The 23,546-nt window shown below is 48.5% G+C and carries 24 protein-coding genes and 2 riboswitches; of the genes, 8 read left to right on the top strand and 16 right to left on the bottom strand.

Annotated features, from left to right (window positions below; all coding sequences use genetic code 11):
• Positions 1–2: 2 nt before the first annotated feature.
• From DFP97_RS17175 to DFP97_RS17160, 4 genes are all read left to right on the top strand, one after another.
• Positions 3–485: a hypothetical protein gene (locus tag DFP97_RS17175; RefSeq protein WP_114381418.1), complete on the top strand. Its 483-nt coding sequence runs from the start codon at positions 3–5 to the stop codon at positions 483–485.
• Complete coding sequence (locus tag DFP97_RS17170) at positions 486–815, top strand: hypothetical protein (RefSeq protein WP_245976329.1); 330 nt, start codon at positions 486–488, stop codon at positions 813–815.
• Positions 816–819: 4 nt separating this feature from the next.
• Positions 820–2,133 (top strand): glutathionylspermidine synthase family protein, encoded by a 1,314-nt coding sequence (locus DFP97_RS17165; RefSeq protein ID WP_245976326.1) that lies wholly within the window; start codon positions 820–822, stop codon positions 2,131–2,133.
• A gap of 111 nt (positions 2,134–2,244) precedes the next feature.
• On the top strand, positions 2,245–2,649 hold the full coding sequence (locus tag DFP97_RS17160) for a DUF350 domain-containing protein (RefSeq protein WP_114381416.1): 405 nt from the start codon (positions 2,245–2,247) through the stop codon (positions 2,647–2,649).
• A 452-nt stretch (positions 2,650–3,101) separates the two neighbouring features.
• Here the strand turns inward: DFP97_RS17160 and DFP97_RS17150 are convergent, their stop codons facing one another.
• Positions 3,102–3,569: a DinB family protein gene (locus DFP97_RS17150; RefSeq protein WP_114381414.1), complete on the bottom strand. Its 468-nt coding sequence runs from the start codon at positions 3,567–3,569 to the stop codon at positions 3,102–3,104.
• Between the two features lie 291 nt (positions 3,570–3,860).
• On the opposite strand from DFP97_RS17150, the gene DFP97_RS17145 reads away from it, so the two are divergent.
• Positions 3,861–6,584: an Ig-like domain-containing protein gene (locus DFP97_RS17145; protein WP_114381413.1), complete on the top strand. Its 2,724-nt coding sequence runs from the start codon at positions 3,861–3,863 to the stop codon at positions 6,582–6,584.
• 187 nt (positions 6,585–6,771) lie between these two features.
• On the top strand, positions 6,772–8,139 hold the full coding sequence (locus DFP97_RS17140; RefSeq protein WP_114381412.1) for an MFS transporter: 1,368 nt from the start codon (positions 6,772–6,774) through the stop codon (positions 8,137–8,139).
• A 27-nt stretch (positions 8,140–8,166) separates the two neighbouring features.
• Here DFP97_RS17140 and DFP97_RS17135 read toward each other — a convergent pair whose 3' ends face one another.
• The 4 genes from DFP97_RS17135 to DFP97_RS17120 form a co-directional block, all read right to left on the bottom strand.
• Entirely contained in the window at positions 8,167–8,835 is a 669-nt protein-coding gene (locus DFP97_RS17135; RefSeq protein WP_114381411.1) for a DNA alkylation repair protein, read from the bottom strand.
• Between the two features lie 99 nt (positions 8,836–8,934).
• Entirely contained in the window at positions 8,935–10,299 is a 1,365-nt protein-coding gene (locus DFP97_RS17130; protein WP_114381410.1) for a hypothetical protein, read from the bottom strand.
• A gap of 428 nt (positions 10,300–10,727) precedes the next feature.
• Positions 10,728–11,333, bottom strand: coding sequence for a DUF2087 domain-containing protein (locus tag DFP97_RS17125; RefSeq protein WP_114381409.1), 606 nt, complete (start codon positions 11,331–11,333; stop codon positions 10,728–10,730).
• A 100-nt stretch (positions 11,334–11,433) separates the two neighbouring features.
• Entirely contained in the window at positions 11,434–11,988 is a 555-nt protein-coding gene (locus tag DFP97_RS17120; protein WP_114381408.1) for an SLOG family protein, read from the bottom strand.
• Between the two features lie 86 nt (positions 11,989–12,074).
• Positions 12,075–12,177, top strand: a riboswitch (TPP riboswitch).
• 93 nt (positions 12,178–12,270) lie between these two features.
• Here DFP97_RS17120 and thiD point away from each other — a divergent pair.
• Positions 12,271–13,080 carry a bifunctional hydroxymethylpyrimidine kinase/phosphomethylpyrimidine kinase gene (gene thiD / locus DFP97_RS17115; protein WP_114381407.1) on the top strand — a complete coding sequence of 270 codons (810 nt, stop codon included), beginning with the start codon at positions 12,271–12,273 and terminating at the stop codon, positions 13,078–13,080.
• 79 nt (positions 13,081–13,159) lie between these two features.
• Here the strand turns inward: thiD and queF are convergent, their stop codons facing one another.
• The 6 genes from queF to DFP97_RS17085 form a co-directional block, all read right to left on the bottom strand.
• Entirely contained in the window at positions 13,160–13,657 is a 498-nt protein-coding gene (queF, locus tag DFP97_RS17110) for a preQ(1) synthase (protein WP_114381406.1), read from the bottom strand.
• Positions 13,658–13,698: 41 nt separating this feature from the next.
• Entirely contained in the window at positions 13,699–14,430 is a 732-nt protein-coding gene (gene queE / locus DFP97_RS17105) for a 7-carboxy-7-deazaguanine synthase QueE (protein ID WP_114381405.1), read from the bottom strand.
• The gene (locus tag DFP97_RS17100; RefSeq protein ID WP_114381493.1) at positions 14,420–14,869 is read right to left on the bottom strand and encodes a 6-pyruvoyl trahydropterin synthase family protein; all 450 of its coding nucleotides are present in this window, start codon (positions 14,867–14,869) and stop codon (positions 14,420–14,422) included. Before DFP97_RS17100 ends, queE begins: the two co-directional genes overlap by 11 nt.
• Entirely contained in the window at positions 14,869–15,534 is a 666-nt protein-coding gene (gene queC / locus DFP97_RS17095; protein WP_114381404.1) for a 7-cyano-7-deazaguanine synthase QueC, read from the bottom strand. The genes DFP97_RS17100 and queC overlap by 1 nt, the downstream gene beginning before the upstream one ends.
• A gap of 144 nt (positions 15,535–15,678) precedes the next feature.
• Positions 15,679–15,722: riboswitch (PreQ1 riboswitch) on the bottom strand.
• A gap of 138 nt (positions 15,723–15,860) precedes the next feature.
• Positions 15,861–16,382 (bottom strand): hypothetical protein, encoded by a 522-nt coding sequence (locus DFP97_RS17090; protein WP_114381403.1) that lies wholly within the window; start codon positions 16,380–16,382, stop codon positions 15,861–15,863.
• A 185-nt stretch (positions 16,383–16,567) separates the two neighbouring features.
• Entirely contained in the window at positions 16,568–17,677 is a 1,110-nt protein-coding gene (locus DFP97_RS17085) for a rhamnogalacturonan acetylesterase (RefSeq protein ID WP_114381402.1), read from the bottom strand.
• Positions 17,678–17,924: 247 nt separating this feature from the next.
• Between DFP97_RS17085 and DFP97_RS17080 the strand changes: the two genes are divergently transcribed.
• Positions 17,925–18,827, top strand: coding sequence for a J domain-containing protein (locus DFP97_RS17080; protein ID WP_114381401.1), 903 nt, complete (start codon positions 17,925–17,927; stop codon positions 18,825–18,827).
• A gap of 67 nt (positions 18,828–18,894) precedes the next feature.
• On the opposite strand, the gene DFP97_RS17075 is transcribed toward DFP97_RS17080, so the two are convergent.
• From DFP97_RS17075 to DFP97_RS17055, 5 genes are all read right to left on the bottom strand, one after another.
• Positions 18,895–19,617, bottom strand: coding sequence for a FadR/GntR family transcriptional regulator (locus tag DFP97_RS17075; RefSeq protein WP_114381400.1), 723 nt, complete (start codon positions 19,615–19,617; stop codon positions 18,895–18,897).
• Positions 19,618–19,647: 30 nt separating this feature from the next.
• Positions 19,648–20,373 carry a LutC/YkgG family protein gene (locus tag DFP97_RS17070; protein ID WP_114381399.1) on the bottom strand — a complete coding sequence of 242 codons (726 nt, stop codon included), beginning with the start codon at positions 20,371–20,373 and terminating at the stop codon, positions 19,648–19,650.
• Entirely contained in the window at positions 20,366–21,898 is a 1,533-nt protein-coding gene (locus tag DFP97_RS17065; RefSeq protein WP_114381398.1) for a LutB/LldF family L-lactate oxidation iron-sulfur protein, read from the bottom strand. Before DFP97_RS17065 ends, DFP97_RS17070 begins: the two co-directional genes overlap by 8 nt.
• A 2-nt stretch (positions 21,899–21,900) precedes the next feature.
• Positions 21,901–22,623 carry a (Fe-S)-binding protein gene (locus DFP97_RS17060; RefSeq protein WP_114381397.1) on the bottom strand — a complete coding sequence of 241 codons (723 nt, stop codon included), beginning with the start codon at positions 22,621–22,623 and terminating at the stop codon, positions 21,901–21,903.
• A 127-nt stretch (positions 22,624–22,750) separates the two neighbouring features.
• Positions 22,751–23,509, bottom strand: a complete 759-nt coding sequence (locus DFP97_RS17055; RefSeq protein ID WP_114381396.1) for a DeoR/GlpR family DNA-binding transcription regulator — start codon at positions 23,507–23,509, stop codon at positions 22,751–22,753.
• Positions 23,510–23,546: the final 37 nt, after the last annotated feature.

Here is a 23,546-nt window from a genome sequence, read left to right as displayed (position 1 = left end):
GAATGAATTGCCCGCTTACTTATTTGGAATGGTCCGATCAAGACCAGCGCGTTGTAAGAACGATCACAGATGCGACCGTGTCGCGTGACGATGTATTCGTCCGCAAGCTGGTTAATGCAACCGTGTACCGCAACGGTCTGTTCGAGCATACGGCGAACGAATGCGAGGACGGCTTGCGGCATCATATTTATGTCAAGCCGTACAATGAATGCGACGATACTGTATATGGGCAAGCGATACGCACCGCGCTTCACGAGTACTGCACGGTCTCTCCGTATATGGAAGCGGAATATTTGCTCTGGAACGGCGATCGGTTTAATCCTTGCGTGCTTGGGCAGCAGCCTCCTGCCAGTCCGCTCGAATTCGCCCAGCTTCTGCTGGATCATTATATCGTCAGCGAAGAACGAACCTATGAAACGATCTATACGATTTACGATATAGACCGCAGCAAAATCGTCATCTTTTTGAAAGGGGTGAATTTATAAATGTCCGAAGAGAAAGCAAATCAACAAATAACCAAGAGCGGACCGCAGGCTGCAGCTTCAGAAGCTGGCGCCAATTTTAGAGCGGGCGGCCAGAAATTGCTTGCCTTTACCTTAATGCTAACGGTACCGATCGCGCTCAGCGGCTGCAATACCGAAAGCACGGAAGAATGCTACGACTATGACGATAACAACTATTGCGACGATGACGGCTCCAGTACTTATTATATATCAAATGGTAAAAAGCATAAAAAATCGTCAAGCTACAGTTCCGGCTCCAGCTCCTCTAAAGGCTTCGGCAGCTCGGGCATTAGCGGAAGCAGCGGAGGTTAAACCCGTGCAGCGCGTCATTCCGCTTTCATTAACCCACAACGAGCTTTTTCAAGGGGAGCTTGCCGAGCGCATTCCGTACCATCTTATGTATGGCAAGCAATACTGTCTACCGTCCGTCACTCTGTATACGCAGCCTGAGTTCGAGGAGCTTAGGACAGCATCAGAAAAGGTCGACCGTCTATATTGGAAAGCATTGCGATTTGCCCAGCAGCATCTGCCGGATGATTTTCTCATCAAGCAATTAGGCATCCATCCTGCCTTGCTGCCGGCGGCGCGTATCGAAACGCCGGTTCATGGTATCTCCAGACAAGACTGGATCGTTACCAGGCAAGGGCTGAAATGTATCGAAAATAATACCGACACACCGACCGGCATTCCCGAAACAGCCTTTCTGGGTAATACGGTCGTCAGCCGATATACGGCTCTCCGCTCGGCATCCGAGGGAATGCACGGTGCGCTTATGAGCTCTTTCAGCCGGCTCATTGAGCATTACAGAAGTGAAGGTTTAACCGGAACGATCGTATGCAGCTGCTATGACTGGCACGTTGAGGATAAGTGCAATACCGAATATGTAATGGACATTATTCGCGAGCTTGGTTATTCGGTTATGTTCGTCCCGCTCGATCAGCTTGAAATTGTGCAAGGAGATGGCTTGTACGGCGGCGGCGAACGCATTGACATTTTGTACCGCTTGTACCCGCTTGAATATTTAATCCATGATACCGATGCAGATACCGGCATACCGATCGGTGAAGCGCTTATGGAGCTGGTCGAGCTGGGTCAGCTCGGATTAATCAATCCGCCGCAAAGCGTTATTACACAAAGTAAAGGCTTTATGGCTCTTATCTGGGCGCTTTTTGAACGCAACGGTCTATCATCGGACGTACTCGGCCAACCGCTGTTTGACGATGCGGAGCTTGAGGCGATCCGCACCTATCTGCTGCCTACCTATTTTGAAAATACCGTTTTCTTGCAGCAGCACAAGCCTTACGTCGCCAAAAGCTATTGGGGTCGCGAAGGTAAAGGCACGACTCTTTTCGGAGAGGACGGCGCGGCGGAAACGGAGGAATGGGGGCATCAGAACAACGAAGACGAAGCAGAGGAAACGAAACGGTACTACGGCGAGCAGCCTAAAATATATCAGCAGCGCTTTACTATGGAGGAGGCCTCCGTACATACGGAAGACGGCTTATTCCACGGCTGCTTGTTAACCGGGGCCTATGTCATAGGCGGAAGCTTCGCCGGCCTGCTCCCGCGGATCGGTGCTAAAATTACCGGTGATATGGCATACTTTTGCCCCGCTGCCATTCGAGAGTAGCCGTATGCTTCACAAAACTAAGCCTATGCTTTCAAGCAAGTTTTGCTTCACAAAACTAAGCCTATGCTTTCGAAGCCAGTTTTGCTTCACAAAACTTTAGGAGGAACAAACATGAATGAATTTACCCAAAATGCTGTTAATGTCAGCATCGGCCTTGTTATTCTGCTCGTTATTTTGAGCGTAGGAGCATTCGTATTCAGTAAATTAACCCGTTACAACGATACCGAGGAAATTAACAAGGGCAATCAAGCGGCTGGCATGTACATGGGCAGTAAGCTTCTCGGTCTGTGTATCATTGTCGGAATGGTTTCGTACAGCTCTGACTCATGGATATCCATGCTCATCTGGTCCGCTATCGGTATTGTCATCTTATGCCTCGTCTATCTCGTGTTCGACTTTCTTACGCCGCGCGTTAAAGTATGCGAACAAATTGCGCAAGGCAACATGGCCGTCGCCCAGCTGCTTCGCTCCATCATTATCGGTGTATCGATCGTAATCGGTACGTTTCTTATGTAACGGATTGGCAAGCAAAGAGCGGGGCTGTTTCAAAAGGTCGATGACCTATGGAACAGCCCCTTTTGTTCGTAACTGTTTAATCCAGATTTACATCTATTTTCAACAATCTGATTTTCGTGATCATACCTGCACTTTAAAAAGTAAAAGGAATCATCGCTATAATTGGCGTGATTCCTTCGGTGCTTCTTATTCAGTTTCGTTTGCTTCTCCTGTAACGTAGGTGTGCGTTTCATACTTGGATTCACACCCTGCCAGCTGCCCCGCAGCGACTCTGGTGTCAACAGCCCTCGCTGGGAAAGCTTCTGTCTTGCTTTCTTTGTCTTACTTATAGCCATTATTGCTTCCTCCTTTTGCAAATGCAAAACTGCTTCGCAAGCCAATATTTCAACCAGCTTCCTTCCATTATATGCGGGAAGCATCTTTTGCGAAAGGAGTATTTGAGATAAGCAGTGCTACGCGCTTTGCTGCTCCAAGAATGCCTCAATCTGCTTCCTATGATGTTCATCATGATGAATAAACACATGAACAAATTTCTTGTATGTATAATTGCTATTGTCAATCGTAAACTTTGTTGTGCCGTCAAATTGTTCATTCAGCAGCTCAAGCAATTGCCGCCGCATTCTGATCGTATCTTGAATAAGGACATCTAGGATCGTATATGATTGTGCGAGTTCAGCAGCTTCCGTGTTATGCTTCTCAATATCTGCAAAGAAGAGCTGAGCGCCTTCCTTCATGTGCGGTACCATCACTTCCAGGCTGTTTTTGTCCCAAAACATGATATGCGTCAAGATCTCTCTAAGCGACCATTTGCCATCAGCAATCGGTTTCAACCAATACTCGTTTGCAGTCTCCTTCAATTGTTCCAACCAAGTTAAAAAATCCGCAAATTCATGTAAAGTTGTGTTCTGAATAGAAGCCATTATATTCACTCCGCCTCTCAACAATTATTCTGAAATTAATATATCACATCACCACGCAATAACACAAACATATGTTCGCTTTTTAAATATATGCCCGTACACTTCAACTCCCCCTATGAAATGGATAACGACTGAAGACAAGCTCCCGAAAAAAAACTCTCAAAACCCCTCCCATCCCTGAAACATTCAGCCGCGATAACACGTCATGAGGCTAATCATGGAATCCATGCCATAAGAGGGAAGCAAATTCCACAATCAAATGAGGGGGAATTTACTATTAAACGGCTGTTTATGATCCTGTTGTCCGTTGTCCTGTTGTTAACCGCAATACCTGCTGTAACTGTGCTTGCAGATCATCTCAGTACCGAAGAGAAGTACAGCTTTCTGGTTAAAAAAGGCATATTTACCGGATTTGATGACGGCAGCTCCCGGCTTCATTCACCGATGACCCGCGAGCAATTCGCAGCGGTTTTATTCCGTCTTTGGGAATTGAAGAAAGAAACAGCCAAGCCATCCTACAGTGACGTGCTGAAGACAAGGTGGTCGTTCGGTGAAATTCAAGCGGTGACCAAAGCAGGTCTGATGAAAGGGATAGGAAACGGAAACTTCTCTCCGACATCCAATGTGACTATTGAGCAGTTGGCTGTCGTGCTAGTCAGGGCGTACGGCGCATCCGGTTCATCCTCGGCTTCCGTAGTCGGCAAGGTGTCCCCATGGGCGAAGCACGATGTTGGCGTCGCGCTCAACAAGAAATGGATTCCCGCCCAATCGGATTACCGGGTGAATGCGCTGCGGTCGCTGCTGGTCGAAGCGGCTTACTCTATTTTCATTGACATGAACCCGAATGAGAACCCGGAGCATAAGAAGCTTGATATTTTATCTGTGAATGCTGTTTCAAATAACGTCGTGCAAGTCGATCTGCGCTCAGCCGTAAGCTCAGTTTCCATCGAACAATTCGCATTGGAGAAGGAGAACGGAAGAGTTGTCAGCATCGTACGTGTTTCACTAAGCCAAGACGGCAAGCGCGTAACCCTTACAACGGATTGGCAAAATGACGGCGAGATTTACAGGCTGAAGGTGGACGGAAGCACGTGGGTATACAGGGTTTCCTTACGCGATACGACCAAGCCGTATATTACGTCAAGCGTCATCACAGCGGATGCCAGAATCGAACTGTTGTTCAGTGAGTCGGTTGACAGAAGCTCTGCGGAAAACAAAGCAAATTACACCTTCAACAAAAACCTGATCATCATGAGCGTCACCCTCTCCCCGGATAACAAAAAAGTGACGATAACAACCGGGCAGCAGACAGCCGCCACCGTCTATACGCTTACGGTCAAAAATGTCAAAGATTTGTCAGGCAATATAATGGATATGCGAGCCGATCTTCACTTCGGTTCAGTCGTTGACAAAACGATTCCTGCGCTTACGCAAATTACGCTCGGGGAAAACAAAGTGATCCTCACCTTCAGCGAAGCGTTGGACAGCGGGACGGCTGAGAGGGAAGCGAATTACGTTTTTGATGGCGGGCTCGGCAATTCGTGGAATGCCGCTTATAACGACAGCAGCAAGACGGTTACGCTAACGACTGCCGATCAGACGAACGGAAAAATATATACATTGACTCTGAACGGCATCAAGGATAAAACCGGAAACGCAATCGCCTCCGATACGAAAATATCGTTTGCGGGGAAAGGCAAAAATAGCGTCCTCCCCCTTACGCTGCAAAGTATCGCCGCGGTAAACGAAAATGTGCTGGATCTTTATTTTAACCGCTCCTTGGCTAATATCGACCTTTCCGGGCTTAAAATCGACATCGTTTCAGACAACGGTTCATCCGTCTCCATGTCGGATTGGCGCTATTACTTTGTGATTAAGCAAGGTGACGATCGCATGATTCGCATTCAATTCCGGAAAACGGATCAACCTAACCCGTCGTTATTCAAAGAAGGCCATGTATATGTAGCCAGAATTACAGGCATACCGGGCTTAAAAACGTCGAATGACGAAAACAGCAAGCACTTTGCCGGTATAAACGAAACAAACAGCTTGCCGATTGTTACAAAGGTTGTTCCCGTTAACAATACGGCGATTACCGTCCATTTCAGCGAACCGGTCAAAAACGTCAGCGCCGCTTCGTTCCGGCTTATTGATGGGGAAGGACTCACGGTTAAGATTGCTTCCGACCAGTTGAATGACAGAAACAAAATCGTCACGCAGGTGACACTCAATTTGGAAGCCAAGCTCGAGGCCGGTAAAACCTATCGACTGGGCGGGGGCGAAGGCATAACGGATGGCGCAGGCTGGAACGGCCTAATAACTCAAACAGATTCCAAGCCTTACTTGGTATCGTTCCAGGGAATCAGTCAAGACAATGGATCCCCCCGGATCAAATCGGTGATCGTGAAAGACCGTTACACGTTTGAAGTTGAATTTTCTGAGCCGGTGACTGGCGCTGAACAGAATGTTTACGCGCTATATAATGAAACGGACCGTACTGCTGTAAATATGACAAAAGACTCCCATGCCGGCTATCAAGTATCCGAGGATCGTCTGAAGGTAACGATTCATCTCTTTGTCGGAGCTACAAGTCCACTTCGTCCTGATAAAACGTATAAACTGACTTACAAGTCGGACATCGGACGAATCGCCGATCTGCAGGGCGAGCGCCTCGATACCTCCTCCGGCCGCGGGGAAGTTACGTTTACAGGCATAGATCGTGACAACGCGCGTCCTGAGATCTCGGCTGTCGAAGGCTGGTCATCCGTCCTTTTCATTACGTTAAGCGAAGAAGTCAGCGGCATCCAACTCAACAGCTTTGAATTAGTTGCGGGTGGCAGAAGGATTACACCGACATCCGTATCGCTGCAAGGTAATGTCGCGATGCTCCGTGTGACCGGCATGGATGCCGGCATCACCGCTTCCGTCAAGTTTTCTACTATAGGGTCCGATGCCGTCCTGGACCGCAATAAGCAAAAGCCGATCGTAGAGACGGTATATTTTACCGTTCAATAACGTAATAATCCTTGAAACATTAACCAAAAAACTTAGCAAAAAGCCATGGACCGCTTACCGCAGCCATGGCTTTTTGCTATTCATTGCATTATCCCGAGTCTCATGCTATAGTTTAATAGTTCGATTATAATCGAATAATGAAACTAATACGATATTGAAATAACATATCCTATCCTTTGGAGGTCTCATGAGAAACGCTGCAGCAGTAACCACGCCCTCAATAACAGCAGAGGAGCGACCAGCATTTAGAGACGGCATTGTCATCCCTTTGCTTGGTTTAACCATTATACTCGTCATTATGAATACGATGATGTTCAACCTGGCTTTGCCTCAAGTAACCGAAGAGTTTCAGCTTTCTTCAACCGCTGCCTCTTGGATTATTACAGGCTATTCCATCATTTTCGCCATTTCATCCATTACTTATAGCAGGCTGTCTGACTTTGTTCCCATTCGCTTATTGCTCACAATCGGATTGATTGCAATGGGCGGTGCTTCCGTCCTCGGCTTCTTCAGCCATCATTACATCTTGCTGCTTTGCGCCAGACTTATCCAAGCAACAGGGGCAGGGTCCGTGCTAAGCTTGACCATTGTGCTAACAACCCGATTTATCCCGCTCAACCGCCGCGGCAAATCGATGGCGCTTATTACATCCGCCGCGTCGCTTGGTCTAGGCTTAGGCCCCGTCGTCGGTGGTGCGATTACACAGTATTTAGGGTGGAACGACTTGTTTATCGTAACCGGTATTTCACTGCTGCTCATTCCCGTGTTCTATCGTCTGCTGCCGAAAGAGACGACAAACAAAGGCTCCTTCGATGTTGCTGGAGCCGTGCTGGTCGGTATTGGTTCTACCGGCGTTCTGTTGTACTTAACGAACCAATTATGGATAGCTCTTATTATCGGCGTTACAGCGCTTGTTTTGTTCTGGGTTCGAATTAACCGAGCTGCGAATCCTTTTGTTCAGCCTTCTTTATTCAGAAACAAAAAGTACTTGCGCTTAATTACGCTCGGCATTATATCCTACATGAGCAACTTTGCAACTCTGTTCCTGCTTCCGCAGGTGCTCATTCATCAGTTTCAATTGACGCCCGGTCAAACGGGTCTCATTATATTCCCTGGCGCCTTCGTTGCCATGCTGGCCTCAAGGCGTATCGGTAAAATAATTGACCGCAACGGCAACGGCATGCTTCTTCGCCTCACGCCCTGGCCGCTTTTAATCGCAGCTTGTTTTTTTGCCTTGTTTGCCGATCGTTCCATTTACGTTATCATGTCGGTATATATAATGATGAGCGTCGGATTCTCCGCTGTAAATTCCAGCGTCTCCAACGAGCTGTCTCGCATTTTACCGGGAGAGCATGTCGGAGCGGGAATGGGGTTATTCCAGCTAGCGCAGTTTATCAGCGGGGCGTTCAGTGTCGCCATTAGCGGTATTGCGCTTACAGCGCAAAGCGCGCTTCCGCTCTCACAAGCGTTCTCGAATATCTTCTGGGGCATGGCCGTTATAGCCGCGTTTGCCATTGCAGCCTCTTCTTTATACCGTGCCTCGGTGCGGCAGTAAACCCTTAGGAATCCGATATAACTAAGGTTATACCAGATGCTTCAGCGCTTCCTTCTTACTAAGCGGAGACAATGATGTTTCCTCAACAAACCGATGCACGGCTGCTGCATCGGTTTTTGCATATTCCCGTAGCGCCCAGCCAATCGCCTTGCGGATAAAAAAATCGCTATCCTCCTTCGAACGCCGGATATAATCAAACAACCGTCCCGCGTCGGTCCGCTGCTTATATCTGAGCTGGTACAAAATCGCAGTGCGGCGCAACCAAAGGTTGTCCGATTCAATCCAACGCCCCGTATAGGAAGCAATCAATTCCGGATATTTCGCCAAATGGTTACCAACGAGATGAGACGCCAAAAAATCGACCGTATCCCACCATGAATTAGTCGTCACCCAGCGCTCCAATACAGCGATATGCGACTGATCCGCTTGTTTACTATACTTCTCAAGCAGAGCCATTGCTGCATAATGGAATTCACGCTCGGGCAGCTGCCAAAGCTGCTCTGCCGTTTGGAGCAGCGCGTCGCCTTTGGGCATATCAACCTTCTTCCAAAACTCCCGTGTAAGCTGTGTATGCTCCGTTGACTTAATGCCCAAAAATAAAAATTGATTTCGCATGTACGCTTCCATAGCAACGGCCTTCTCCGAATCAGCATGTTCTCTAAACCAAGCCTCCAATGCATCCGAACAACTAGTCATCCGCCACAGCTCCTTTCTTTGAACGATAACACACAACAGCCCTAACCATCAATTGATAGCTAGGGCTGTACCAGTAATCATATAGAAGCAAAGAATGGCTTACAGCGCTTCACCATGCAAGTATCTGAAGAACGGCTTATCCACCCAAAATTGAATCGGTGTAATAACTGCATCCGGGTCGATAGCTTTCAGACCGGCAACCACCTTTGCAGAGTCTTCATTTAGCGAAAATGGATTAACTGTATAAGAACTGTCCGGATCCGTAATGAAGTTGTTCGTAATCAATTCATAATCCTTCAACTCCGTTGAAGAGTAGTACAATGGCTGCCACCATGAGCCGGAGATCAAACCTGCTTGATCCACCACATTTTTCTTCGCATACGTCAAAATAACGTCTTGGAAAGCTGCTTTATCCTGCACGGTCGCAAACTCAAATTCAAGATCATATTCTTTCGCATAGGCGATAAAATTGCCATTTTCAATTTGAACGACGTTCGGGCCCGGATCGCCCCACTCTGCCAAATGGATGAATGCGGATGTTTTCGGCTCGAATTGTACTTTTGCATTGAGGCCTTCGCTGCGCAGCAGGCCAATCAGTTGAATAGCGTGTTTGAAATCCGAATGTCCATAGACTAGTGCCAATGATTCTATAAAGTTAGGTTCAAAGCGGGAGTCCTTTATGCTGTAGCCTGTGATCAGATCTTGTTTTAGAGCTGTATTCACCAACGTTTGCAGCTTAGGCGCATCAATAATGTCGGAAGTTTCGTAGGCGCTGCTCAGCTTTGCGTAAATATCGGCGTCGTTAACGTATCCGATATATTTCTTGTAGAGACCTTTAGTAATAAGTACTTTACCAAGCAGCGTGTGGATCAATTGATCGCTGGCCGCGCTTTTTGGCTTAAAGTTCTTGTGAAATTCATCAGGCAGCAAACCAGTGTCAACTGCCGCCGCAACTTCCTGTGCGCCTTTTGTACCGAGTGCGCTGCTTTTTATTTTAAGCTGACTGAGCACTTTATTAACCTTAGCCGATGGGTATGTATAAGCCAGCTCTTTCAAATCAGCCGCTCTTACGGCAATCGAGACCGCTACGGTGTTTGTTAACACTTGATCGCCTTGAATGGCGGGGCCGGATAAAATCCCATTCTCATATAAAGCCGCTGCGGATGAAAATAATGCTTGATCTTCCTTCACATCTGTGAAAGTTACTTTTTCACCCGATGGCACGTAACCTAAAATGTCGGCTACCGCTTCTATAAATTCACCTTTCGTTACCGTCCCTGTAAGTCTTATACCAAACTTCTCTTTCAAAAATTGTTTATACTGCTCTACGCCGTCCTCTTGTACTGTTGATGAAGCTGAAGAAGCTGGTGCAGCTGCGAAAACTGCCGAATGTGTGAAAAAAATCGAGAAGGATAAGAGGAGTGCTGCTAGCAATTTGGTGTACGATGCTTGCGATTTTCTCATTGACATAACCTCCATTTTTCAATTAATCCTATAAGATTAATTGGTAATCTACAATTTCCCATAGTATACCAACTCAAAAACGATAGTGTCAATGAAAAGATATGAACGAATCTTCGATATCACTTCTCTTGTAATTTTTTTGACGGCCGCCTAATGTTTCCTCCCCTAGTAGGCTTCAATTAACAATTGCGGAAATTAACATTCTGATTTTAAGTGGTCTACTGATGCAAAGACTTCTATTTTGTAATTTCCGCTTTCATAAATTAGATTTGTAACCGAACACTTAGGAACGAGGTCACTTTGTACTGCCACAAAATTAGGATGCCAAACATTTAGTTGGCTCTCGGGAAATGTACTAACCAGAAAATCAGTTAGCATCTCCAATTGCTTTTTTCTTTATAGCATGCCTTACAAGAAATAGTTGACTCTCATGATAGTGCTTCCCACTTCGTCCATAGCTCCTCAGGGTTCATCTCATAAATTTCATTCTCTCTAAACATAAGCTGATGCATAATAAATTCCCTGCGTATCGTTGCGAAATCGTCATGGTAGCCTTTAATAAACTCGTTAATTTCCTTCTCGGAGTACTTCTGCCCCTTCGTAAGCTGAGATACGATATGCTGGAGCACAATCAATTTTTTCTTCAGCTGAACAGGCACATGCTTCAGCTTCCCGTCTGCTGTAAAAAAGTTTTTGATGACCGATTCCTTTAAACGCTTACGGCTTTCCTCCATGCTTTCCGTCACCCCTTCTTGCCCGGCATTCCTGTAAATAAGCTGCTCGGTAGCAGTCCCGTTGCTTTTGATGAAATAGTGGTTTAATGAAAAATAAATCGTGTTCTTATCTCTGCGCTCATTAATGAGACTTGCTTCACGCAGTTTGGTGGCGTGATGAGTGATAGTGGCAGGAGTAACGCCTAACTTCTCCGCAAGCACTTGACCGTTAAGCTCACCATCAGCCAGCATAATCAGCATTTTGATCCTTGTCGCGTCTGCCAGTGCTTTATGATAGGCAACAACTTTATCTAACTGCATGGAATTGGCTCCTCCTTATAAGTTAATTTAAATATCTTCTAATTAGGTATATGTTAAAATAGATAATAATGGAACGTACATTATTTGTCAATTAACAAATTCACTCCATATACAAATTTTCCTCATCCGCAATGCTTTGAATATCCTCCGAGCTGATGCTTATGTATCCATAGCCTTCTGCGTGCTGCTTTTTCAGCGCTTTTTCTTTAAAGAATCTAGGACTGCCTTCACCGGCATCCTCATCGTAAACGAGCAAAATCCCATCCGTTTTTCTGAACAGCAGCTCATCCCTCGCAGTGAACTGCCAGATCCCGCTGTAAGGCTGATTGCTGACCGCAGCGTAATAGTCTACCCCTTTTAATACCTGCTGATAGAACTCTTTTTTATCGTCCTTCCACTTTTCCTCCGGGTTGCTGTAGGCCGATATAATCGACAGCTTAAGCTGCGGATACATCTCCTTTAATGAAATGACGACCTCACAGGCCCATAAATCAACGCCGTACTGTCCAGGCGTGATCACCCATTCCAAGCCGTCTTCAATGAGCGGAATAAGTTTTCCGGTTAATGCCTTTTTGATATATACGATGCCCTTGTGCTTCTGACTAAAAATATTGAGCTCATGCGCGCGATAGCCGGTAACGAGCAAATTTTTCATCTATTCAACGCCTTTTCGGATAATTATGGTTTAATTATCTCCAGTGTATGCTATAGTAGAAAAAATACAAATGGAAAAGTACTTATTAATTTCACTAGGGGAGTCTGACGGCTGAGACGGGGCGCACGCTCCGGACCCTTGGAACCTGATCTGGATCATTCCAGCGGAGGGAAGTGGAACGAGACCTACATGCATGCGCGCAAGCCTTGTTGATCGTTTGGGTCCGCTCGTTTCCTCCGGAAACGGGCGGGCCTTTATTTTTTTACTGGAGGATATGATGCGATGACTATATATAAAGCGTTGACTATAGCAGGCTCAGACTGCGGCGGCGGAGCGGGGATTCAGGCAGATCTGAAAACCTTTCAAGAACTGGGCGCATATGGAATGTCCGTTATAACCGCCGTTACCGCCCAGAACACGCTCGGTGTTCAAGGGGTATACCCAATTGAAAGTGCGGCTATTAGCAGGCAGCTTGACTCGATTGGTGAAGATTTAGAGCCTGATGCCGTAAAGACAGGAATGTTATTTGATGCAGAAATCATACGTATCGTAGCTGCAAAAGTAGAGCAGTACCGCTGGCGCAGCCTGGTCATCGATCCCGTCATGGTCGCCAAGGGCGGCTCTCCTCTGCTGAGGCAGGAAGCGCTGCAGACTCTCATTAAATTTTTGATCCCGCTGGCGCTCGTTACGACCCCCAACATTCCAGAGGCGGAGATTCTGGCGAGGATGCCTATCCGTACATTGAGTGACCGGGAAGAAGCGGCTAAACGCTTCATTCAAATGGGCTCGAAGTATGTCGTCATAAAAGGCGGACACGACAGACATGCTGACGAAATCGTTGACCTCGTGTACGATGGAGCAAGCTTTGTTTATATGGAAAGCAAACGGGTCGAAACCCGCCATACACACGGTACGGGCTGCACCTACTCAGCAGCTGTAACTGCACAATTAGCACGCGGAAAATCGGTTGCGGAAGCGGTTCAAACCGCAAAAAGCTTCATTCAGGCCGCGATTGAGGATCAGCTCGGAATAGGCGGCGGACATGGTCCTACAAACCATTTTGCGTATCAGCGCAGAGTGCGGGGCGAATAAAACGTCAAGCAGGTAGCAAAATACCGTCCATACGCTAGGTGGCATGGACGGTCTAAAGTGTGGTTAGTCCAGCTGGGGACTAACGGTTGTCTATTTTCTCTGGATACATATCATGATTCATGAGGCGATGCTCCGCCATTTGCTCATATTTGGTACCAGGCTGGCCCCAGTTGCAATACGGATCGATAGAGATGCCACCTCGCGGCGTAAATTTGCCCCATACTTCTATATACTTGGGCTCCATTAGCGCAATCAAATCATTCATAATGATGTTCATGCAGTCCTCGTGGAAATCGCCATGATTGCGGAAGCTGAACAAATACAGCTTGAGCGACTTGCTTTCTACCATTTTAAGATCCGGAATATAGGAAATATAAATCGTTGCGAAGTCCGGCTGCCCCGTCATTGGACAGAGACTTGTAAATTCCGGGCAATTGAACTTTACAAAATAGTCCCGGTTCGGATGCTTATTAACAAACGTCTCCAAAATGTCAGGCGCATAGTTGAACAAGTACTGCGTTCCTTGATTGCCGAGCAGCGTCACGCCGTTCAGCTCTTCTTTGTTTCTTCCTTCCATAGTCGCTACCGACCTTTCCTTTGTATATGTGTTAAACGCGTTTAAACGCCTTTTTTATTGCCCCATACCCAAGTATGAAGCTGCGGCAGCACGTGAACCCGCTTCAAGTCAGGGTTCGGCATAATCCGCTCGATCAGCCATTCGTAACGCTCCACTAGATAGGGAAGCATAAGCCTTGGCTCCGTCTCTTGTAAATTCCCATTACCCGCTTGCAAATAAAACGGAATATGCGGGTAGCGCAAGTGGACGGATGTCGCATATTCCAAATCAGCATCGTTGAACACGACCGTTTTCAGGCAGAAGTTCCGCTCCTGCCCGTTCAATTTGGCGACAATATCGTCAAGCACCGACCAATCTGTAGTCATGCCTGAGCTTGGAGGCTTGGGAGACAACGTAAGTTCATCGATTGCCCAAAACCAATCCTGCCAGCGGCTGCCCTGCGTTTCCAGCGCAACGCTTATACCTTCATCGTGCAGCCGGTCGATTAGCTCGCCAAGCTGAGGCAGCAGTGCGGGGTTGCCTCCCGAAATGGTGACATGCTCAAAGGTATCGCCGCCAATTTGCTTCAATTCCTCTATAATTTCTAACGCCGTTAACAGGCGGATATCTTCTTTGCCGCTGCCGTCCCAAGTAAACGCAGAATCGCACCAGGAGCAGCTGTAATCGCAGCCGGCCGTGCGGACGAACATCGTTTTCCGGCCAATGACCATACCTTCCCCTTGAACGGTTGGCCCGAATATTTCCATGACAGGAATCCGTTTGTTAGCCGACATGGGATCCCGCCTTCCGTTTCGGCCGGTAAATGCAATAGCTCGTCGGCGTTTCACGCAAGTATACCTGGACACATTGCGGACGATTAGCCGTGCCGTCCAAATGCTTTTGAACGATTTCGCAAATCGTGCGCGCCACCACCTCGGTTGTCGGGAATCGGTCGGGGTTCACGTCGTCGAAGCTCTCTGTGTCGTCATTAAGCACCGAATGATCGAACCGGGTATGGATGAGCTGCTTAATGACCGCAAAATTGACGAGAAAGCCTGCTGCATCGAGCTCATCGCCGGCTACCGTAACGTTCGCGTAATACGTATGTCCGTGCAGCAGACGGCATTTGCCCGCCTCCTCCGCAGGTACGAAATGTGCCGCGGCAAAATGTAAGTCTTTATTAAGCTCGTATTGATAAGGGTGATTGGCTGCCGGATAAATCTGCTGCAGCATCATCTTGTCCCCCCCTGCTCACGTTTGACCAAATAATCATCCAGCCCTTTTTTGCGAAGCAGGCATGCAGGACAATGTCCGCAGCCGTCCGCCATTATGCCGTTATAGCAGGTTAATGTCCGTTCCCTGACGAATTGGAAAGCGCCAAGCTTATCGGCCAGTTCCCATGTCTCCGCCTTGTTCAGCCACATTAACGGTGTATCGATAACAAATGGATAATCCATGGATAAATTGAGCGTAACGTTCAGAGACTTTATAAACACGTCCCGGCAGTCCGGATATCCGCTAAAATCCGTTTCGCAGACACCCGTTACGATATGCTTTGCGCCAATTTGCTTCGCAAGCACAGCAGCAAAAGTAAGGAACAACAGGTTGCGTCCGTCCACAAAAGTCGAAGGCAGCTCTCCTTCCTTCTGCTCGATGGCAATGTCATCCCTAGTTAGCGCATTTGGTGCCAATTGGTTCAGCAGCGACATATCGAGTATGTGATGCTTGACGTTTAATTCTTTTGCTATATCAGCCGCGCATTCCAGCTCCAGCTTGTGACGCTGTCCATAGTTAAAGGTCACGGCCTCTACTTCGGCGAACCGCTCCATCGCCCAGAAAAGACATGTCGTGCTATCCTGTCCGCCGCTAAAAACGACTACCGCTTTTTCCTTTTTCATGCTGCATCTCCCTCTCTTGACTCAGAAGACAGAGATTGCCCGAAATCCTTCGTTTGAAACTAAAAAACCAAAGAAACGGCGCGAAGCGGTAGGACCCGCATCGCGCCGAACGCAAAAACGACGATGCCTCCTGACGGGCCATCGTTTCGCATAGTTTTTTATAGAGGGAGTTCGCGAACCTCTCCCGGCCGCCATTCGCGTCTTAATACGCGGCACCGGAATTTCTGCTTTAGTTGTTACCCCCTATCATAGCACAGCCTCTCACGAATGGGAACAGACAGTATTTTCAACAAACTTCTACGAGGCAGATTGAGTTATACCGAAGCTTATTCCAATATTCCGTTCAATTCTTTAAGCGTCTGCAGCACATGCTCGATCAGTTCTGGAATATCATCCATTTGTTCCTCGCTTATTTTCCGGTTAAAGCCTAGCTCAATCGTGTTCGAATAGATGGCTTTCTCTTGTCCGTAAACATAGCTGATCGTTTGTGTCGGCGCAATTTCCGGGTTCCAAATATGCTGGAGGATGTGCTCAATTTGCTTGCACACAACCGCCGCTTCATTTATCTGCATATAAAATCTTAAACGCAGCGTACAGGCCGGCGCTTCGCCCTGCAGCTCCAAAATTTCCGCTGCCAAATCCTTTAATGAAGCATCAAGCGATATTTCAGCGGATACTTCCTTTTGATCTGTAAGTATAAACCGCAGCGCAAACGTGCGCGACATGACGGCCATCTCAAGCCGGTCTATCCGGTTAATGATTTGAATTTTTTTATCCAAATTATCCAAATCATAAAGCTGATTTTCAAACGCGACTTTCAAATTTTCAAACACGGTTGGATCAAACATGCGGGCTCCCTCGTTTGTATATTTTCGTACAGCTTCATTATACCATCCTATTATGTCGGCCCATAATTGTCGGTTTCCTCTCGCGCTTCATGTGATCGTCCAGATTAGCCAATAAGAGACTTCCCTTCGTTCGGTCCATCGGCCTTACCCGGGCAAGTCCCCCTTCTGCATAGTTATTGCTGTTGTTAAAGCCCCTTTAAGTACAAGCTTAGCGGCGACAGACCGAGTTCCTTCACGCCTTCGGCGACTAAGCCGGCAATTTGGATGGCGCCAAGCTCTTGAAAGTGCGTATCGTCCTGGGCGCCCTCGGGAAAATGGATGAACTCGCCGGGATACGCCCACATGAACAGCGCTTTCGACGGTTCGTCACCTAATTGCTCGTATAACGCTTTGCTCTTTGCAGCCAGATCGATAAGCGGCACGTCCAGCTCCGCCGCCAATTGCATCATGCCTAGCAAATAATCGCCGTGCGTGTCGATAATGCGGCCTTGTCCGTCGAACTTGCGGCGGTGCATCGGTGTAATGAGCACGGGTCTCGCTTCCCGCGCCCGTGCTTCCTTCACATAGATCGACAGCATTTCTTTGTAGCTGCCAAATGGTTCAGTAGCCCGTTCCGTGTCCGGCTTCTGATCATTATGGCCGAACTGAATCCACAAATAATCATTCGGCTTTATTTGCTCCAATATGGCCGCTAGCCTGCCTTCATCAATGAAGCTCTTTGAGCTTCTTCCTGACTTAGCATGGTTGTCGACCGCTACATCCGTCTTGAAATATAACGGCAGCATTTGTCCCCAGCCCGCATAAGGAAACGTATCCTGATCGGTAACGGTCGAATCGCCCGCCAGAAAAATCGTTGTCGCTTGCTTGGCTTCGTTGATTTGAAGTGCATTAATTCTAGGTGCTGCTCCGGAAAAAGACAGCCTTAGCTTGCCATCCGTAACTTTAACGGTAAAGCTGTGAATAGCGTATTGACCTGCCGAGGTGACTGCTTTATGAAGCACGACTCGTCCTACTCCGTATTTGAGCATGGTTGAGGTCGGCGCGATTGCGTCCCCTATCGTAGCCGTGACCGTATAGCAGCCGTTTGGCAAGTCAACTGCGAAGACCGCTTCCAGCGGTATGCAGAACGCACCGTGCAGACGGTCGGCCTCGCCGCGGTCACGCGAGTATACCCGCTCATTATTCTCGAAGCCATAGCCCAGCGCTTCGCTGTAAGCCGTGTCCGGCAGCACTTGTATGTACGGCGCATCCGGCATGGCGCCGATACCAAAATCAAATTTTAACGAAACGGTCATTGCTGCACCCTCCTATACGTTTGGTTAACAAAACTCACTCTATTTTACAAAGCTGTCCCTGAACCAAGTTGTGGTTACTGTTAGAATAGCAGATCGGGAGCGGATAGGAAGTCAATAAATCGTTCAGTTTGTTCAAAATTCAGATGAATGTCGGATAGAATACGCCAAAGTTTGCGTTAGTTGCGGAATTCCGTATACTAATAGATAGGAATCATATAGGAGCTACTTACTAATAGAGGTGACACAAGTGGACGAATTAAAACAAGCCTATGAAACTATGGGGCTGCCGGAATTTGCGACCAAAGAGGAAGTAGAAAAACGTTATACGACGTTGATGCGTCAAGCACGCTCCCGATCGCAGCAAAAGCAAGGCACGGAGGGCACAGATGATTCTTTTGCGAAGATTACACAAGCATACCGGTTTATTTTGGAGTATGAGGACCGCAAGCTGACAGACGCCTTTAACGAACAAGAATACGGTAAATACAAGAAGATGGCTGGACAAGCTCAGAAAATGGATCATTTCTGGCGCTATTACAAATTTCATACGATTGGCGCTATCGCTGCAGTTGCATTGATTATTTACGGCATTATTAGCTTTATCGATTATCGCGAAGAGCAGGAACGGCTCGCAAATCTGCCGCCTGTAGACTTAAACGTATCATTTATGGGGAATTACATGCTAAGGGAAGATGCTCCCAAAGAAGAGCCATTAGAAAAAGCGCTTTTGGCAGCGTTTCCCGAATGGAAAAGATTTGTCACAATGGTGACCTTCGTCCCGGCAGATGAACAGAATCAATATGCTTACATGCAGAAAGCAGTGCTCATCCTGGCGACCGAGCATCCAGATGTGTATATTATGGACCGCAATATTTTCAAGTGGGTAGGCGCGCAAGGCATGCTGATAAACTTGGATAACGATGTTTCCGGCGAACTGAAGCCGCTGCTCAAGGATGGTTTAGCGATGAAGCTGAAAACCGACGAGGACACGGAAGAGCATGTTTACGGCATCGATTTAAGCGATACTGCCATCGTCGACGAACTTCCGCTCTACAAAGAGAGCATGATCATCGGCATACGCGCCGACAGTAAAAACCAGGATAAAGCAAAGGCGTTTATTAAGAAATATTTAGCGACTATAAAGCAATAGAAGCGTAATAAGGCCGAGTCACCAGCTGTCGTAACATAGCTGAGTGTCTCGGCCTTTCTGTTTCGAATTACTTGCCCAAATGCTTCAGCACAATGCTCTCAATATGCTGCAAATGCTGCTTCATTTTCCCGGCGGCAAGCTCGGAATCCTGCTTGACGATGGCCTCGAAGATCGCCGAATGCTCCTTGTACAAACGCTCCGCAACAGCTGTGCTAGCGTACAGCTCGACTCGCCTAATATCGTGGATCGCCGTTTCGATATGATTCATTATCGACTCAAACAAGCGCACTATGATGGAATTGTGAGTTGCTTTGGCAAGCGTCAAATGAAAATGGAGATCCAGCCGCTCTCCTTCTGCTTCGTCACCTGCAGAACGCTCCATCTCGTCAATAAGACTGCGCAGTATAATAAGATCCTCTTCCGTTCGTTTAGCTGCGGCAATTGCTGCGTTTGAAACCTCCAGCGACTCGCGGGCCTCTAACAGCTCCAGCACCGTTTCGCGATTAAGTCGGAGCGATTGCAGCTCCGGCAGCTCTACTTCAGCGGGAGCGCTGCTAATGACGCGGCAGCCGCCGCCTTGACGAATTTCGATCATTCCCATCGCTTTGAGCGCGCTTAAAGCCTCGCGGGTAGTCGAGCGTCCCACCCCGAATTGCTCGGACATTTGCTTCGTAGATGGCAGCTTATCCCCTACCTTCAGCTTCCCTTCTACGATAAGACGCTTTACTTGATCGGTAATTTCCTCGTAATGATTGCGTTTCGACAGCTTAACCACGTCTAGCGAGTGCATGGACTACCACCTCCTGGAACAAATGATCAATTATCCAACAAGCAGTGCATAGACGATACCTGGTCCATGGACGCCGATTGTGAGATCATTTTCAATATCGGAAGAACGGCTTGGGCCGGATATAAAATGTATGCCCGCCGGAAGCTGGTCGCGTCCTGCCTGATCGAACGTCTCAAGCACCTCGCCCAGCCGTGTTTTCAGCCGTTCAACCGGAATAATAATGATAAGTACGGTAGGCAGCAAGCTGACCGAACGGCCTTTATTTTCAGCTGACAACACGGTAACCGAGCCCGTGTAAGCGACTGCATGATCTGCGATGACGATACCAAAATCCGCTTCTGCAGCACGGGCCCTCCAGTACTGCTCCGGATCCGTGTTCCATACCGATACCTGCGAATCCGTCAGCGCTTCCTCCAAATCCAGCGCATCCAGCTCAGGCTGATTTTGACGCACGACATACTTCGCGCTCATTTCCTGAGCCTTTTGAACAATATATTCCTTCGCCTCGTCCATCGTTTGAAGCCTTGCTACATGACCGCCTACGGAGAGGAAATTGTCTGTAAACTCTTTAATGCGTTCCTCTTCCGGCCACTCGAAAGCTTTCCAGAAATCAGGAGCCCCGCGGTACGGATGCTGCGGCGGCTGCGTCATTCTCGGATGCCTGAGCTTCGCGGCAATATCGTTCATAAACAACTCCTGCTTTGCGCGCGACTCTGCCTCCAGCTTCTCCAACCACTGCTTATGCGTATCAGCCATGACCGTGTCCCCCTTTGCCTTCCTTCTGTTCCAGCTCGCGCTTTTTCACAAGCTCTTCCATCCGTTGTTGCATGGACGGCTCCATTTGCTTCAGTCCTTGCTTCAATTCCTGATCAAGCGTATCCCAGCGGTCCCGGAACGACTCCTTCGGCAGGCTCGGGGTTACGCGGTACGTATTCCACCCTTTAAGGGGACCCAGCTTCGTCTTGATGACGCCGCTCCGCACAACGAGCTTCTGTCCCAGCTTCCCGAGGCGAAGCATGCCTCCAAGGCGGGAGGAGTTACCCATAACGGTGGCAAAGCCCTGCATGCCGATCGATTCCAGCTTATTGCCGTTGCCGCTCTCCACCTTGCGCCTACGCAAATAAACGAGCATATCATGCAGCGGGATTTTGACCGGACAGGCCTCGTAACAAGCGCCGCACAAACTCGATGCGTTGGCGATATCGTCCCATTCGGCAATGTTTTTGTTAAGCGATGGCGTCAATACGGCTCCAATCGGGCCGCTATACGTGCTCCCATATGCATGACCGCCGATGTGGCGATAAACCGGACAAGCGTTCAAGCATGCACCACAGCGGATACAGTTGAGCAGCTCTTGGAACTCGGGATCACCCAGCTGCAGCGAGCGGCCATTATCGACAATGATGATGTGCATCTCGTCCGGGCCATCCGCATCCTCTGAACGACGGGGGCCGGTAATGCCCGACATATACATGGTCAGCTTTTGGCCTGTTGCCGAACGCGGAAGCAGCGTCGCCATTACCTCGAGATCCTCCCACGAAGGGATTATGCGCTCCATGCCCATCAATGTAATTTGGGTCTTCGGTACTGTGCTGACCATACGGGCGTTTCCTTCATTTTCAAAAAGCACCATCGATCCGGTCTCGGCAATCGCAAAGTTACAGCCGGTCATGCCGATGTCAGCCTCCAGAAACTTTTCCCGCAGCTTTTTGCGGACGAAGCCTGCAAGCGCTGTCGTATCAGGCGGCAAAGTATACCCGGCTTCTTTGGAAAGCAGTTCAGCAATTTGGTAACGGTTTTTGTGTATCGCGGGAATAACGATATGTGACGGCATTTCGCCAGCCAGCTGAATAATGTATTCACCCAAATCAGTTTCTACAGCTTCAACGCCGATCGATTCGAGCGCATGATTGAGATGCAGCTCCTCTGTTACCATCGATTTTGATTTGACGACCGATTTCGCGTTCGCGTGCTCGGCGATATCGAGCGTCAGTTTTACCGCTTCTTCACCCGTATTGGCAAAATGCACATGCACACCGTTCGCGCGGGCATTGTTCACGAACAAATTTAAATAGTAGTCGAGATGAGCGATCGTATGGAGGCGAATTTGCTTGCCGCGTTCCCGCCATTCGTCCCAATTTCCGTGCTCCTCGGATGCTTTTTTCTTCCCGTTGCGAAGCCGCTCGGTCGTGAATCTCACCGCTTTGCGCAGAAACTCGTCATTAAGCGCAAGCTCTGCTCTGGCTTTGACCGTTGCCTCCGTCTTTGATCCGGCGCCCATCGTTATTTCACCCCTTCATAAAGCAGCTCTGCTAAGTGCATAACGCGAACCGGCTCATTGCGGTACCTCAGGTTCCCTGCAATATTGAGCAGACAAGCCATATCAAGCCCAACCAGCACTTCCGCTTCGGTTTCCAGCACGTGATCCACTTTCTCCGTAACCATTGCACCGGATATATCGGCCATTTTGACTGCGAATGTTCCGCCGAATCCGCAGCAATCCTCCGCGAACGGCAGCGGCACAAGCTCGAGTCCCTTCACGTTTTGGATCAGCGCCAGCGGCTCGTCTTTTACACCGAGAATTCGGCTGCCGTGACAGGACGGGTGATACGTAACCTTATGCGGAAATGCTGCACCAACGTCAGTCACGCCAAGCACCTGCACGAGAAACTGAGTAAACTCATACGATTTGCTTTGCAATCTGTTCGCGCGCTCCAGCATGACCGGATCATCTTCAAACAGCTTAGGATAATGATGAATCATGCCCGTACATGAACCGGATGGCGAAATGACGAAGTCGCTGTCTTCAAAAGCATCCAAAATCGTTTTCGCGGATTCCCTGGCTTCCTTCCAATAGCCGCTATTGAATGCAGGCTGGCCGCAGCATGTCTGCACAGTCGGAAACTGCAGCGAGACGCCGTACTTCGCCAGCAGACGCACCATCGCTTCACCGACACGCGGGTACAACGCATCGCTAAGACAAGTAATAAATAAAGAAACCTTCATCTCCGCGCCCCTTTCAAGGTTCATAAGTCTATTTTATCAGGTTGTCAGACAAGTTGAGTTAAAAAAAATGACCTGCACGAGAGTGACGCCGTGCCTCTGCCCGAAGCGCGGCGCCACCCCAAACCCGCTATACTGTCGTGACGGCAATTTGCTTCTCTTTAAGCTGCAATAGCAGCTCGGACGAGACGCGACCGTCGGTAATAATCGTATGGATATCGCTTAAGTCGGCGACATGCGTAAACGCTTGGACGCCAAATTTGCTGGAATCGGCGAGCAGGATGACCTGATCGGCCATACCGACCATCTTGTGCTTAATTCGTGCCTGCAGCTCATTCGACTCGCTTACGCCGCGTTCCAGGTGAACGCCTTTGCACGAGAAAAACGCTTTATCTACATGATACGCATCCAGAGAACGCTCTGCCAGCGGACCGACATAGGACAGAGAACGTGAAGCCAGTATCCCGCCCGTCGAGATGACCTCGATCTTTTCCTTACTGCTTAGCTCCATCGCAACCTTAATGGAATTAGTGAGTACCGTTAGCGGAATGTCCGGCATACTCGCCGCCATGTACCACGCAGTCGTACTCGCGTCGAGCAGGATGCGATCCTTCGGTTGAATCAGCTTAACCGCTTCCTCAGCGATACGCTTCTTCTCATCCGCACGCGTGACCTCCCGCTCAAAATAAGGAATTTCCGGCTGCTGATCCTTCACGCTTACCGCACCGCCATGGGAGCGGCGTAATCGTCCGGCTTGTTCCAAGCGGTCAAGGTCGCGCCGAATCGTTTCCTCGGTTACCTGACACAGCTCGCTCAGCTCCGTTACCCTAATACTGCCTCTCTCATTTACCAGCTGTACAATTTTGTCGTATCGTTCCGCAACCAGCATAGCGTACCTCTTTCTTACCGTATTTGATCTTGAAGCA

The organism is Paenibacillus prosopidis (assembly GCF_003337375.1).
Classification (GTDB): domain Bacteria; phylum Bacillota; class Bacilli; order Paenibacillales; family Paenibacillaceae; genus Pristimantibacillus; species Pristimantibacillus prosopidis.
Note: the sequence above shows the minus strand (reverse complement) of the source record. Positions and strands in the feature narration are given on the sequence as shown.